Source organism: Streptomyces sp. NPDC001068 (assembly GCF_042897315.1).
GTDB lineage: Bacteria > Actinomycetota > Actinomycetes > Streptomycetales > Streptomycetaceae > Streptomyces.
Window position 1 is genome coordinate 263,313 of record NZ_JBIAYD010000004.1, and the last position, 12,702, is coordinate 276,014.

11 protein-coding genes are annotated in these 12,702 nt (G+C 71.3%); 10 read left to right on the forward strand and 1 reads right to left on the reverse strand.

Features of this window, described 5'->3' with window-relative positions; genetic code table 11:
• Positions 1-3: 3 nt before the first annotated feature.
• From pgeF to ACFY3I_RS13470, 5 genes are all read left to right on the forward strand, one after another.
• Positions 4-732, forward strand: a complete 729-nt coding sequence (gene pgeF, locus ACFY3I_RS13450; RefSeq protein WP_390860660.1) for a peptidoglycan editing factor PgeF — start codon at positions 4-6, stop codon at positions 730-732.
• Between the two features lie 6 nt (positions 733-738).
• The gene (locus ACFY3I_RS13455; RefSeq protein WP_390860661.1) at positions 739-1,458 is read left to right on the forward strand and encodes a YggS family pyridoxal phosphate-dependent enzyme; all 720 of its coding nucleotides are present in this window, start codon (positions 739-741) and stop codon (positions 1,456-1,458) included.
• Positions 1,459-1,584: 126 nt separating this feature from the next.
• Positions 1,585-2,226, forward strand: a complete 642-nt coding sequence (locus ACFY3I_RS13460) for a cell division protein SepF (RefSeq protein ID WP_365283096.1) — start codon at positions 1,585-1,587, stop codon at positions 2,224-2,226.
• A gap of 50 nt (positions 2,227-2,276) precedes the next feature.
• Positions 2,277-2,561: a YggT family protein gene (locus ACFY3I_RS13465; RefSeq protein ID WP_046729537.1), complete on the forward strand. Its 285-nt coding sequence runs from the start codon at positions 2,277-2,279 to the stop codon at positions 2,559-2,561.
• Positions 2,562-2,616: 55 nt separating this feature from the next.
• On the forward strand, positions 2,617-3,924 hold the full coding sequence (locus tag ACFY3I_RS13470) for a DivIVA domain-containing protein (protein ID WP_390860662.1): 1,308 nt from the start codon (positions 2,617-2,619) through the stop codon (positions 3,922-3,924).
• Between the two features lie 269 nt (positions 3,925-4,193).
• On the opposite strand, the gene ileS is transcribed toward ACFY3I_RS13470, so the two are convergent.
• Positions 4,194-7,331, reverse strand: a complete 3,138-nt coding sequence (gene ileS / locus ACFY3I_RS13475; protein ID WP_390860663.1) for an isoleucine--tRNA ligase — start codon at positions 7,329-7,331, stop codon at positions 4,194-4,196.
• A gap of 593 nt (positions 7,332-7,924) precedes the next feature.
• On the opposite strand from ileS, the gene ACFY3I_RS13480 reads away from it, so the two are divergent.
• The 5 genes from ACFY3I_RS13480 (at position 7,925) to ACFY3I_RS13500 (ending at position 12,642) form a co-directional block, all read left to right on the forward strand.
• Entirely contained in the window at positions 7,925-8,812 is an 888-nt protein-coding gene (locus tag ACFY3I_RS13480) for a TraR/DksA family transcriptional regulator (RefSeq protein ID WP_390860664.1), read from the forward strand.
• A 68-nt stretch (positions 8,813-8,880) separates the two neighbouring features.
• Positions 8,881-9,492 (forward strand): signal peptidase II, encoded by a 612-nt coding sequence (lspA, locus tag ACFY3I_RS13485; RefSeq protein ID WP_365283104.1) that lies wholly within the window; start codon positions 8,881-8,883, stop codon positions 9,490-9,492.
• A gap of 77 nt (positions 9,493-9,569) precedes the next feature.
• Positions 9,570-10,514, forward strand: a complete 945-nt coding sequence (locus ACFY3I_RS13490) for an RluA family pseudouridine synthase (RefSeq protein WP_365283106.1) — start codon at positions 9,570-9,572, stop codon at positions 10,512-10,514.
• Positions 10,511-10,981, forward strand: coding sequence for a GNAT family N-acetyltransferase (locus ACFY3I_RS13495; protein WP_390860665.1), 471 nt, complete (start codon positions 10,511-10,513; stop codon positions 10,979-10,981). Before ACFY3I_RS13490 ends, ACFY3I_RS13495 begins: the two co-directional genes overlap by 4 nt.
• 74 nt (positions 10,982-11,055) lie before the next feature.
• Positions 11,056-12,642 (forward strand): Na+/H+ antiporter, encoded by a 1,587-nt coding sequence (locus ACFY3I_RS13500; protein ID WP_390860666.1) that lies wholly within the window; start codon positions 11,056-11,058, stop codon positions 12,640-12,642.
• The last annotated feature ends 60 nt before the right edge of the window (positions 12,643-12,702 follow it).

Below are 12,702 nucleotides of genomic sequence, written 5' to 3' on the forward strand. Positions count from 1 at the left end.
GACGTGATAGGACAGCGCGAAACCGTGAGCGGCGCGCACTTCGCCTTCACCGACAGGTGGGGCGGGGTGAGCGCCGCTCCGTACGATGAGCTCAACCTGGGCGGGGCGGTCGGTGACGACCCGGGCGCGGTGCGGACCAACCGGAAGGCGGCCGCCGAGGCGCTCGGCCTGGACCCCGGCCGGGTGGTCTGGATGAACCAGGTGCACGGCAACGAGGTGTGCGCGGTCGAGGGGCCGTGGACGACCCGGCCCGTACCCGAGGTGGACGGGCTGGTGACCGCCGTCAGGGGGCTCGCCCTCGCCGTCCTCACCGCCGACTGCGTACCCGTCCTGCTGGCCGATCCGGTGGCCGGGGTGGCCGCCGCCGCCCACGCCGGACGACCGGGCATGGTGAAGGGGATCGTGCCCGCCGCGATCGACGCCATGAGGTCCCTCGGCGCCGACCCGGCCCGGATCGTCGCCCGCACCGGGCCCGCCGTCTGCGGACGCTGCTACGAGGTCCCGGAGGAGATGCGCGCCGAGGTCGCCGCCGTCGAGCCGGCGGCGCACGCCGAGACCCGCTGGGGCACTCCCGCGGTCGACGTGGGCGCCGGTGTGCACGCGCAGCTCGCACGCGCCGGGGTGCTCGACCGGGCGCAGTCGCCGGTGTGCACGCTGGAGTCGGATGATCACTTCTCGTACCGCCGCGACCGCGCCACCGGGCGGCTCGCCGGCTATGTGTGGCTGGACTGATGGGGCATGACGGACCGTAGGACCGAACTCGCCGCGAACCTGGCGAAAGTGGAGGAGCGCATCGCGGCCGCCTGCGCGGCGGCCGGGCGCGGGCGGGAGGAGGTGACCCTGATCGTGGTCACCAAGACCTATCCGGCGGGCGATGTACGGATCCTGTCGGAGCTCGGCGTGCGCCATGTCGCCGAGAACCGGGACCAGGACGCCGCTCCGAAGGCCGCCGCATGTGCGGATCTGCCTCTAACTTGGCATTTTGTCGGACAATTGCAGACCAATAAGGTGCGGTCCGTGGTCGGTTACGCGGACCTCGTGCAGTCCGTCGACCGGCCCAAGCTCGTCCAGGCCCTCTCCGGTGAGGCGGTGCGGGCCGGACGGGAGGTGGGGTGCCTCCTCCAGGTCGCGCTCGACGCGGGGGCGAGCGGACGGGGTGAGCGCGGTGGCGTGGCGCCGGGCGGAATCGAAGAGTTGGCCGACCTGGTCGCCGGATCGCCGGGGCTGCGTCTCGGCGGACTGATGACCGTCGCTCCGCTCACCGGGGAGTACGCGGGGCGCCAACGGGAGGCGTTCGAGCGGTTGATGGATTTGTCGACCGACCTGCGCCGAGCCCATCCGGCTGCGAACATGGTCTCCGCAGGGATGAGTGCGGACCTCGAGGAAGCCGTGGCCGCCGGGGCGACACATGTGCGCGTCGGCACTGCGGTACTCGGCGTCCGCCCCAGGCTCGGGTAACGTCGCCAAGAAGTCGGACCACAGCAGAAAATATGGTCAATGCGTCCCAAGACGGACGCAACGGCCACGTGGATCGCGGGACTTGGCAGTCGTCACCGATCCACCACAGAGCGGAGGACTCAGAGCATGGCCGGCGCGATGCGCAAGATGGCGGTCTACCTCGGCCTCGTGGAGGACGATGGGTACGACGGCCGCGGATTCGACCCCGACGACGACTTCGAGCCCGAACTGGACCCGGAGCCCGAGCGGGACCACCGGCGGCACGAGCCGCCACACCAGCCTCATGGGGCGCATCAGCCTCAAAGGGACGAATCGGTACGAGTGGTGCAACCGTCCGCGCCGCGTGAGCCGGTGTCGCATTCCGCCTCGCTCCCCGCGGAATCGGGGCGCCCGGCGCGTATCGCCCCCGTGGCGTCCATCACACAAGAACGCGCGAGCCTGGAGAAGAACGCACCGGTGATCATGCCCAAGGTCGTGTCGGAACGAGAGCCTTACCGGATCACCACGCTCCACCCCCGGACCTACAACGAGGCCCGTACCATCGGGGAACACTTCCGTGAGGGCACCCCGGTGATCATGAATCTGACTGAGATGGATGACACAGACGCGAAGCGACTTGTCGACTTTGCGGCCGGTTTGGTGTTTGGTCTTCACGGCAGCATCGAGCGGGTGACGCAGAAGGTGTTCCTGTTGTCGCCTGCTAACGTCGATGTCACGGCGGAGGACAAGGCCCGCATCGCAGAGGGCGGGTTCTTCAACCAGAGCTGAGACACGACACCGGTACGAAGCACGGAACAGGGGAGAGGGAAGCACGAACCATGAGCGTGTTCCTTGATGTGATCTACATCGCGCTGATGTGCTTCCTCATCGTGCTCATCTTCCGGTTGGTCATGGACTACGTGTTCCAGTTCGCCCGCTCATGGCAGCCCGGCAAGGCGATGGTGGTCGTACTTGAGGCCACTTACACTGTCACCGATCCACCGCTCAAGCTTCTGCGGCGGTTCATTCCGCCGCTGCGTCTCGGGGGCGTGGCGCTCGACCTGTCCTTCTTCGTACTGATGATCATCGTCTACATCCTGATCGCGATCGTTGGTCGGCTGTGATGAGCGATGTGACCTACCGTCTTGCCGATGCCGACGACTACGTTGAGGTGAAGAGATGCCGTTGACCCCCGAGGACGTGCGGAACAAGCAGTTCACGACCGTCCGCCTCCGAGAAGGCTATGACGAGGACGAGGTCGATGCCTTCCTCGATGAGGTCGAAGCCGAACTGACGCGCCTGCTGCGCGAGAACGAGGACCTGCGCGCGAAGCTCGCCGCGGCCACGCGCGCGGCCGCCCAGAACCAGCAGAACATGCGCAAGCCCCCGGAGCCGCAGGACCAGCAGGGCGGCATGCCCCAGGGCGGTATGCCGCAGCAGGGTGGCATGCCCCAGCAGGGTGGTATGCCGCCGCAGGGCATGCGAGGTCCCGGCGCTCCGGTGCCCGCCGGCATATCGGGCCCGCCGCAGCAGCAGATGGGTGGCCCCATGGGCGGTCCCCCGCAGCTGCCGAGCGGTGCCCCGCAGCTGCCGGCCGGTCCCAGCGGCCAGGGCGGTCCGCAGGGTCCCGGCCCGATGGGTCAGGGTCCGATGGGCCAGGGCGGTCCGATGGGCCAGGGCCCCATGGGTCAGGGCGGCCCCATGGGCCAGGGTCCGATGGGCCAGGGCCCCATGGGTCAGGGCGGTCCGATGGGCCAGGGCCCCATGGGTCAGGGTCCGATGGGTGGCCAGCCCCCCATGCAGCAGCAGATGGGTGGCCCGATGGGCGGCCCCATGGGCGGTCCGATGGGCGGCCCCATGGGTGGTCCGATGGGCGGCCCCGGTCAGGGCCCCGGTGGCGACAGCGCCGCCCGAGTCCTCTCGCTGGCCCAGCAGACCGCCGACCAGGCGATCGCCGAGGCCCGCTCCGAGGCCAACAAGATCGTCGGCGAGGCCCGCAGCCGCGCCGAGGGTCTCGAGCGTGACGCCCGTGCCAAGGCGGACGCCCTGGAGCGGGACGCGCAGGAGAAGCACCGCGTCGCCATGGGCTCCCTGGAGTCCGCGCGCGCCACGCTGGAGCGCAAGGTCGAGGACCTGCGAGGCTTCGAGCGCGAGTACCGCACGCGTCTGAAGTCGTACCTGGAGTCGCAGCTGCGTCAGCTGGAGACCCAGGCCGACGACTCCCTGGCGCCGCCGCGTACTCCCGCCGCTGCCTCCCTCCCGCCGTCCCCGGCGCCCTCCATGGCCCCGGCCGGCGCGAGCGCCCCGTCCTACGGCGGCCAGCCCATGGGCGGCCCGTCTCCCGCCCCGCCGTCCTACGGCGGCCAGCAGCAGATGACGCCGGCGATGACCCAGCCGATGGCACCGGTACGACCGCAGGGCCCCTCTCCGATGGGCCAGGCGCCGTCCCCGATGCGCGGCTTCCTCATCGACGAGGACGACAACTGACGGCGGGCGCGTAGAACGCCTCAGACGTCGGCAGAGCACCACAGGACAGGGCCCCGGATCCACATCCGGGGCCCTGCCCTGTTTTACCCGCGTTGCGCCAAGAAGGGGGCGCGGGGAACCGCGCACGGTGGGGGGTCCGGCCCGAGGCTGTGAGGGGGCTGGTGCCGGGACAGGGCGCCGGGAACCACGCGGAGGCGGCTTCGGCCCGCACGTGCGGGAGGGCCCGGTCCCCACCGTGGGAACCGGGCCCTCCCGGGAAGAGCCGGCGGCTACGCCTTGCGCAGGCGGAACGTCAGCGACAGCCCCTCGTCGGTGAAGGGAGCCCCGTAGCCCTCCGCACCCTCGCCCTGCGCGAAGTCCGTCGCCAGCACCTCGTCGGCGATCAGCTCCGCGTGCTCCGCCAGCGACGCGATCACCGCCGGGTCCGTCGAGACCCACCGCAGCGCGATCCGGTCGGCCACGTCCAGCCCGCTGTTCTTGCGCGCCTCCTGGATCAGCCGGATCGCGTCCCGGGCGAGCCCCGCCCGGCGCAGCTCCTCGGTGATCTCCAGGTCGAGCGCGACGGTCGCACCGGAGTCGGAGGCCACGGACCAGCCCTCACGGGGCGTCTCCGTGATGATCACCTCGTCGGGCGCCAGCGTCACGGTCTCGCCGTCGACCTCCACCGACGCCGTACCCTCGCGCAGCGCCAGCGACAGCGCGGCCGCGTCCGCCGCGGCGACCGCCTTCGCCACGTCCTGCACCCGCTTGCCGAACCGCTTGCCCAGCGCCCGGAAGTTGGCCTTGGCCGTGGTGTCGACCAGCGAGCCGCCCACCTCGGACAGCGACGCCAGCGAGGAGACGTTCAGCTCGTCGGTGATCTGCGTGTGCAGCTCCGGGTCGAGCGCGTCGAAGCCCACCGCCGCGACCAGCGCCCGGGACAGCGGCTGCCGGGTCTTGACGCCCGACTCCGCGCGCGTGGCCCGGCCGAGCTCCACGAGCCGTCGTACCAGAAGCATCTGCCGGGACAGCTCCGGGTCGATCGCGGACAGGTCCGCCTCCGGCCAGGAGGTCAGGTGCACCGACTCCGGGGCGCCCGGGGTGACCGGCACCACCAGGTCCTGCCAGACCCGCTCGGTGATGAACGGGGTCAGCGGCGCCATCAGCCGGGTGACGGTCTCCACCACCTCGTGCAGCGTGCGCAGCGCGGCCTTGTCGCCCTGCCAGAAGCGGCGGCGCGAGCGGCGGACGTACCAGTTGGACAGGTCGTCGACGAACGCGGACAGCAGCTTCCCGGCGCGCTGGGTGTCGTACGCCTCCAGCGCCTGGGTCACCTGGTCGGTGAGCGCGTGCAGCTCGGAGAGCAGCCAGCGGTCGAGCAGCGGGCGGTCGGCCGGAGCCGGGTCCGCGGCGCTCGGCGCCCAGTTCGACGTACGGGCGTAGAGCGCCTGGAAGGCGACCGTGTTCCAGTACGTGAGCAGGGTCTTGCGCACGACCTCCTGGATGGTGCCGTGGCCGACCCGGCGGGCCGCCCACGGGGAGCCGCCGGCCGCCATGAACCAGCGCACCGCGTCCGCGCCGTGCTGGTCCATGAGCGGGATCGGCTGCAGGATGTTGCCCAGGTGCTTGGACATCTTGCGGCCGTCCTCGGCGAGGATGTGGCCGAGGCACACCACGTTCTCGTACGACGACTTGTCGAAGACCAGCGTGCCGATGGCCATGAGGGTGTAGAACCACCCGCGCGTCTGGTCGATCGCCTCGGAGATGAACTGGGCCGGGTAGCGGCTCTCGAACAGCTCCTTGTTCTTGTACGGGTAGCCCCACTGCGCGAACGGCATCGAGCCCGAGTCGTACCAGGCGTCGATGACCTCCGGCACGCGGGTGGCCGTCTGCGCGCACCGCGGGCAGGCGAAGGTGACCTCGTCGATGAACGGGCGGTGCGGGTCCAGCGCCGACTGGTCGGTGCCGGTCAGTTCGGTCAGCTCCGCGCGGGAGCCCACCACGGTCAGGTGGTCCTCGGCGCAGCGCCAGATCGGCAGCGGGGTGCCCCAGTAGCGGTTGCGGGACAGCGCCCAGTCGATGTTGTTGTTCAGCCAGTCCCCGTAGCGGCCGTGCTTGACCGTGTCCGGGAACCAGTTGGTCTTCTCGTTCTCCTCGAGGAGCCGGTCCTTGATCTGCGTGGTGCGGATGTACCAGGACGGCTGCGCGTAGTAGAGCAGCGCGGTGTGGCAGCGCCAGCAGTGCGGGTAGCTGTGTTCGTACGGCAGGTGCTTGAAGAGGAGGCCACGCTGCTGCAGGTCCTCGGTGAGGCGTTCGTCGGCCTTCTTGAAGAAGACGCCGCCGACCAGCGGGACGTCCTCCTCGAAGGTGCCGTCCGGGCGGACCGGGTTCACCACCGGCAGGCCGTAGGCGCGGCAGACCTTGAGGTCCTCCTCACCGAAGGCGGGGGACTGGTGGACCAGACCCGTACCGTCCTCGGTCGTGACGTACTCCGCGTTCACGACGTAATGCGCCGGTTCCGGGAACTCCACGAGCTCGAACGGACGTTGATAGGTCCAGCGCTCCATCTCGGCGCCGGTGAAGGTCTGGCCCGTGGTCTCCCAGCCCTCGCCGAGCGCCTTGCCGACGAGCGGCTCGGCGACGACGAGCCGCTCGGTGCCGTCCGTCGCGACGACATAGGTGACGTCGGGGTGCGCGGCGACCGCCGTGTTGGACACCAGGGTCCACGGGGTGGTCGTCCACACCAGGAGCGAGGCCTGGCCGGCGAGCGGACCGGAGGTGAGCGGGAAACGGACGTACACGGAGGGGTCGACGACCGTCTCGTAGCCCTGCGCCAGCTCGTGGTCGGACAGGCCGGTGCCGCAGCGCGGGCACCAGGGGGCGACGCGGTGGTCCTGGACCAGCAGGCCCTTGTCGAAGATCTCCTTGAGCGACCACCAGACCGACTCGATGTACTCGGGGTCCATGGTCACGTACGCGTCGTCGAGGTCGACCCAGTAGCCCATGCGGGTCGTCAGCTCGGAGAACGCGTCGGTGTGCCGGAGCACGGACTCCCGGCACTTCGCGTTGAACTCGGCGACGCCGTACGCCTCGATGTCGGGCTTGCCGCTGAAGCCCAGCTCCTTCTCGACGGCCAGCTCCACGGGCAGGCCGTGGCAGTCCCAGCCGGCCTTGCGGGCCACGTGGTAGCCGCGCATGGTGCGGAAGCGCGGGAAGACGTCCTTGAAGACGCGCGCCTCGATGTGGTGCGCGCCGGGCATGCCGTTGGCGGTGGGCGGGCCTTCGTAGAACACCCACTCCGGGCGGCCCTCGGACTGCTCCAGGGTCTTGGCGAAGATCTTCTGCTCGCGCCAGAAGTCGAGCACGGCGTGCTCGAGGGCGGGCAGGTCGACCTGTGCGGGCACCTGGCGGTACGTCGGCGCTGTCATCTGCGAGCTTCCTCCAACGGACTTGCTGCCTTCCGTCGGAGGGACGAGAGCCTTGTCTTGCGGACGCCGTGTGCGGCGCGCTCCCGCGGTACCACCCTCCTTGGCCCCCCGGACGCCGTGCGCGCCGGTGAGCCCCCTCATTGGGGTCGCGAAGCCGGTTCTACTGGCCCCTGCGGGGCGTTCCTCCGGCGGCTCCGGGGTGATCTTCACGTCGCGCTCGCCCCCGGGCTCCCACCGTCCCCGGGTCGCTCTCGGCCGCGTACGCCGCTACTCGTCCCCATCCACGCTTCTCGCTCCGCCCAGTGTACGGCGCCGCACGGACAGCGGCCGACCCGTTTTCCGGGCTCCGGCGACATGGGGTCCCGCACCTGCCGAGATGACCCGAATGGCGCGGTACGCGTGTTCGCATCCTGGGATGTCCGGCTCGGCGGATTACCGCGCGGGGAGCTGGGCACAACGCATGCATACCGGCTGCGTGGGGGGTGCGGGGCAGGCGGATCGGGCGGCGTGCCCCGTTGCCGCGGGACTCAGGTCGATTTATCGTCCCAGCACGATTTGCGTGCGAGATCACAATATGTGAAGGGGCCGCGGCCATGGCGAAGAAGACCGCCGTACAGCAGTCGGCGTCCGGCCGGACCAGGGGCGCGGCAGCCTCCGACGACGACACCCGGGAGGACGCCGGAACGCGGGGCACGGGCGCGGGACGGACGCCGGTGAAGAAGGCGGACGGAAAGAAGGCGGACGGCAAGGCGGACGGCAAGGCGGACGGCAAGAGAGCCGACGGCAAGCGAGTCGCCGCGAAGAGAGCCGCCGGGACGGGGACGGCGGGGAAGAAGGTGGCGGCGGCTGAGGAGGGCGCCGCGGGGAAGTCGGAGAAGGGCGCGTCCGCGGCCGCGGCGACCAGCACCGCGGCGGCGAAGGGCACGGCCAAGAGCACGGCCAAGAAGAGCACGGCCAAGAAAGCGGGCGCGGCGCGGGCCGCGAAGCAGACGGGAGCCACGACGGTGGTTGCGAAGAAGACCCCTGGCACGGCCGCCGCGGCGGAGACCGCCGTTCCCAAGGCGCGGGTCGCCGCGGTGGTTCCGGGCGAACTCGCGGTGCGTCCCGGCGAGGACCCGTGGACGCCGGAGGAGGTCGACGAGGCGCGCGCCGAGCTGATGACCGAGGCCCTGCGGCTGCGCGCCGAGCTGGACGCCTCCGACAGCGCCCTGGCCGGTCTGATGCGGGACTCCGGGGACGGCGCCGGCGACGACGAGGCCGACACCGGTACCAAGAACATCACGCGCGAGCACGAGCTGTCGCTGGCCGCCAACGCGCGGGAGATGCTGGAACAGACCGAGCGGGCCCTGGAGAAGCTCGACGCGGGCACCTACGGGCTGTGCGAGAACTGCGGCAACCCCATCGGCAAGGCCCGGATGCAGGCCTTCCCGAGGGCGACTCTGTGCGTCGAGTGCAAGCAGAAGCAGGAACGCCGCTACTGAGCATCGGGGTCGCGTGGGGCGTGCCGTACTCTCGTCCCGAGGCAGGCACCTAGCTTTGAGGGACTCACGTGGCAGAGGCGGAGCGCATCATCGGTACGCCGGACACTCCGGACGACGGCGGTGAGCAGACGGCGGCACCCGGCGTGTCCGGCGCGGAGGAGCAGCGGGCGGCCGCGGGGGAGAAGCGGCCCGGGCGCGGCCGCCGGATCGCCGTGCTCTTCGCGGTGGCGGCCTTCGCGTACGCCCTCGACCTGGTCAGCAAGATGATCGTGGTCGCGAAGCTGGAGCACCACGCGCCGATCGAGGTCATCGGCGACTGGCTGGAGTTCCACGCGATCCGCAACCCGGGCGCGGCCTTCGGGTTCGGCGGCGCGTTCACGATCATCTTCACGGTGATCGCGGCGGCCGTGATCGTCGTGATCTTCCGGCTGGCCCGCAAGCTCTACAGCTTCCCCTGGGCGGTCGCCCTCGGCCTGCTGCTGGGCGGCGCGCTCGGCAACCTCACCGACCGGATCTTCCGCTGGCCGGGGGTCTTCGAGGGCCAGGTCGTCGACTTCATCGCGCCCAAGGGCTTCGCGGTGTTCAACCTGGCCGACTCGGCGATCGTGTGCGGCGGCATCCTGATCGTCCTGCTCTCCTTCCGCGGCCTGGACCCGGACGGCACCGTCCACAAGGACTGAGCGCGGGGCGGGGCCGGTGCGGGGGCGATGCCGGGCTCGCGTACGGGGCTGTCGGTACGGTCCGGCATACTCGACGGGTGAGCACGATTCCCGAGATCCGCACCCTGCCCGTGCCCGACGGCCTGGAGGGCGAGCGTGTCGACGCCGCCATCTCCCGCATGTTCGGCTTCTCCCGCACCAAGGCGGCCGAGCTGGCCGCGGCGGGCAAGGTCCAGGTCGACGGCGCGGTGGTCGGCAAGTCCGAGCGGGTGAGCGGCGGGTCCTGGCTGGAGGTCGAGATGCCGGGGGCGCCCGCGCCCGTGCAGATCGTCGCCGAGCCCGTCGAGGGCATGGAGATCGTGTACGACGACGACGACGTGGTCGTCGTCGTCAAGCCGGTCGGCGTGGCCGCGCACCCCAGCCCCGGCTGGACCGGCACGACCGTCATCGGCGGTCTGGCCGCCGCCGGGTACCGGATCTCCACCTCCGGCGCCGCCGAGCGCCAGGGCATCGTGCACCGCCTCGACGTCGGCACCTCCGGCCTGATGGTGGTGGCCAAGTCGGAGCGCGCCTACACCTCGCTCAAGCGCCAGTTCAAGGAGCGCACGGTCGACAAGCGGTACCACACCCTGGTGCAGGGCCACCCGGACCCGACCAGCGGCACCATCGACGCCCCCATCGGCCGCCACCCCCAGCACGACTACAAGTGGGCGGTCACGGCCGACGGCAAGGCCTCCGTGACCCACTACGACCTCATCGAGGCGTTCCGCGCGGCCTCCCTGCTGGACGTGAAGCTGGAGACCGGCCGCACCCACCAGATCCGCGTCCACATGGCCGCCCACCGCCACCCCTGCGTCGGCGACCTCACCTACGGCGCCGACCCGACGCTCGCCAAGCGGCTGCACCTGACCCGGCAGTGGCTGCACGCGGTCCGGCTCGGTTTCGAGCACCCCGGCACCGGCGACTGGGTGGAGTTCGAGAGCGACTACCCGGAGGACCTGACCAGGGCACTGGACCAGGTCCGTGAGGAGACGTACGGATGAGCACGCGCGCGTACGAGGTGCGGGTCGCCGAGGACCCCGCCGACCTGGAGGCGTGCTTCACCGTGCGCAAGCAGGTCTTCGTCGTCGAGCAGGGCGTCCCCGCGGACATCGAGTACGACGAGTACGACCCCGTCGCCCTTCACGTCCTCGCGATCCGCGCGGACGGCGTGCCGCTGGGCACGGGCCGGCTGCTGTACGGCGAGCGGGCCGCGAAGAAGACCGACGGCGACCTGACCCTCGGCTCGCTCGGCCGGCTCGCGGTCTCCCAGGAGGCCCGCGGCCTCGGCATCGGCGTGGCCCTGGTCCGGGCCATCGAGGACGCGGCACGCGAGCGCGGTCTGAGCGCGGTCGACCTGCACGCCCAGACGCACGCCCTGGGCTTCTACGAGCGGCTGGGCTACGAGCCCTACGGCCCGGAGTACGAGGAGGCGGGCATCCCGCACCAGGGCATGCGGCGCGCCCTGTAGCGCGGCGCGCGCCGGGAGGGCGCATGGCAGGCTTGAGGCCCGCCGTGTGATCGTCGACCCCCGGAGCGCTGGCCGTGGATCAGTTGGCCCTGTTGTTCGTGCTGCTCCTCGGGGCCCTGGTGAGCGTCCCGCTGGGCGACCGGCTGGGGCTGCCGGCACCGGTCCTGGTGACCCTGTTCGGGATCGTCCTGGCGATCACCGACTTCGTGCCGGACGTGAACATCCCGCCCGAGCTGATCCTGCCCGCCCTGCTGCCACCGCTGCTCTACGCCGCCGTACGGCGCACCTCCTGGCGGCAGTTCGCGGCCAACATCCGGCCGATCTTCCTGCTGGCGGTGGCGCTGGTGTTCGTCACCACGCTGTGCGTGGCGGTCGTCGCCAACGCGATCGTGCCCGGACTGCCGATCGCCGCCGCCGTGGCGCTGGGGGCGCTGGTCGCCCCGCCCGACCCGGTCGCGGCGACCGCCGTCGCCGGTCAGCTCGGGCTGCCCCGCCGGCTGGTGTCGATCCTGGAGGGCGAGGGGCTCTTCAACGACGTCACGGCCATCGTCCTCTACCACGTGGCGATCGCCGCCGTGGTCAGCGGCACGTTCTCGCCCTGGCGGGCCGGACTGGACTTCCTGCTGTCCGCCGTGGTCGCGGTCGCGGTGGGGCTGGTGCTCGGCTGGGGCGCGAACAAGCTGATGGACGTGCTCGGCGACGCGACCCTCCAGATCGGCCTGACCCTGCTGGTCCCGTACGCCTCCTACGTCCTCGCCGAGGAACTGCACGGCTCCGGGGTGCTCGCCGTGCTCACCACCGCGCTGTTCATCTCCGAGTACGCCACCGACGCCGACGACGTGATGACCCGGCTCGCCGGATACACCTTCTGGGACATCGTGGACACCCTCGTCACCGGCGTCGCGTTCGGGCTGATCGGCCTGGAGCTGCACAACGCGATCCGTACCGCGTCCGGCCGCTGGGGCGAGCTGCTCGGCTGGGCGGCCGCGATCGTGGGCGTGGTGGTCGTGGTCCGGCTGGTGTGGCTGCTGCCGGCGACCTGGCTGACCAAGCGGCTGCACGCCCGCCGGGACATCGACGAGGAGATCCCGACCAGCTGGCGGGAGACCGTGGTGATGTGGTGGTCCGGGATGCGCGGGGTGGCCTCGGTGGCGCTGGCCCTGGCCGTCCCGCTGCGGACCGACGACGGATCCCCCTTCCCGGACCGGGACGAGATCGTCTTCATCGCGTTCGGGGTGATCATGGCGACCCTGGTGCTCCAGGGGCTGACCCTGCCGTGGCTGGTGAAACGCCTGGGTGTGCGGGCCGACACCGAGCTGGAGAAGGCGTTCGAGAAGGACCTGGCGGTACGGGCGGCGAAGGCGGCACGGCGGCGGCTGAAGGAGATCGAGCAGGTCGAGGAGCTGCCCGAGGAGCTGACGGAGCAGATGCTCCGGCGGGCCTTCGAGATCGGGTTCCGGATCAGCCCGGAGGTGGCGGAGGACGAGCGGCGCGAGGGCCACGACAAGCGGGTGAAGCGGCTGAAGCGGCTGCGGCGGATCCAGCAGGAGATGCTCAGCGCGGCGCGCCACGAGGTGCTGGCGGCGCGGAGCGAGCCGGGGGCCGATCCGGAGATCGTGGACCGGGTGCTGCGGCACCTGGACGTCCGCAGCCTGCGCTGACCGCCGGCTCCCGATGCGGTCGTACAGGCCTACGGGCGTTGTGGATATCCGAAGGCGGGG

Coding starts and splice junctions, on each gene's coding strand:
- ACFY3I_RS13465 (WP_046729537.1), top strand. CDS start 2,277: ATGAGCGTGTTCCTTGATGTGATCTACATCGCGCTGATGTGCTTCCTC.
- ACFY3I_RS13470 (WP_390860662.1), top strand. CDS start 2,617: ATGCCGTTGACCCCCGAGGACGTGCGGAACAAGCAGTTCACGACCGTC.
- ACFY3I_RS13480 (WP_390860664.1), top strand. CDS start 7,925: ATGGCGAAGAAGACCGCCGTACAGCAGTCGGCGTCCGGCCGGACCAGG.
- ACFY3I_RS13495 (WP_390860665.1), top strand. CDS start 10,511: ATGAGCACGCGCGCGTACGAGGTGCGGGTCGCCGAGGACCCCGCCGAC.
- ACFY3I_RS13460 (WP_365283096.1), top strand. CDS start 1,585: ATGGCCGGCGCGATGCGCAAGATGGCGGTCTACCTCGGCCTCGTGGAG.
- ileS (WP_390860663.1), bottom strand. CDS start 7,331: ATGACAGCGCCGACGTACCGCCAGGTGCCCGCACAGGTCGACCTGCCC.
- ACFY3I_RS13455 (WP_390860661.1), top strand. CDS start 739: ATGACGGACCGTAGGACCGAACTCGCCGCGAACCTGGCGAAAGTGGAG.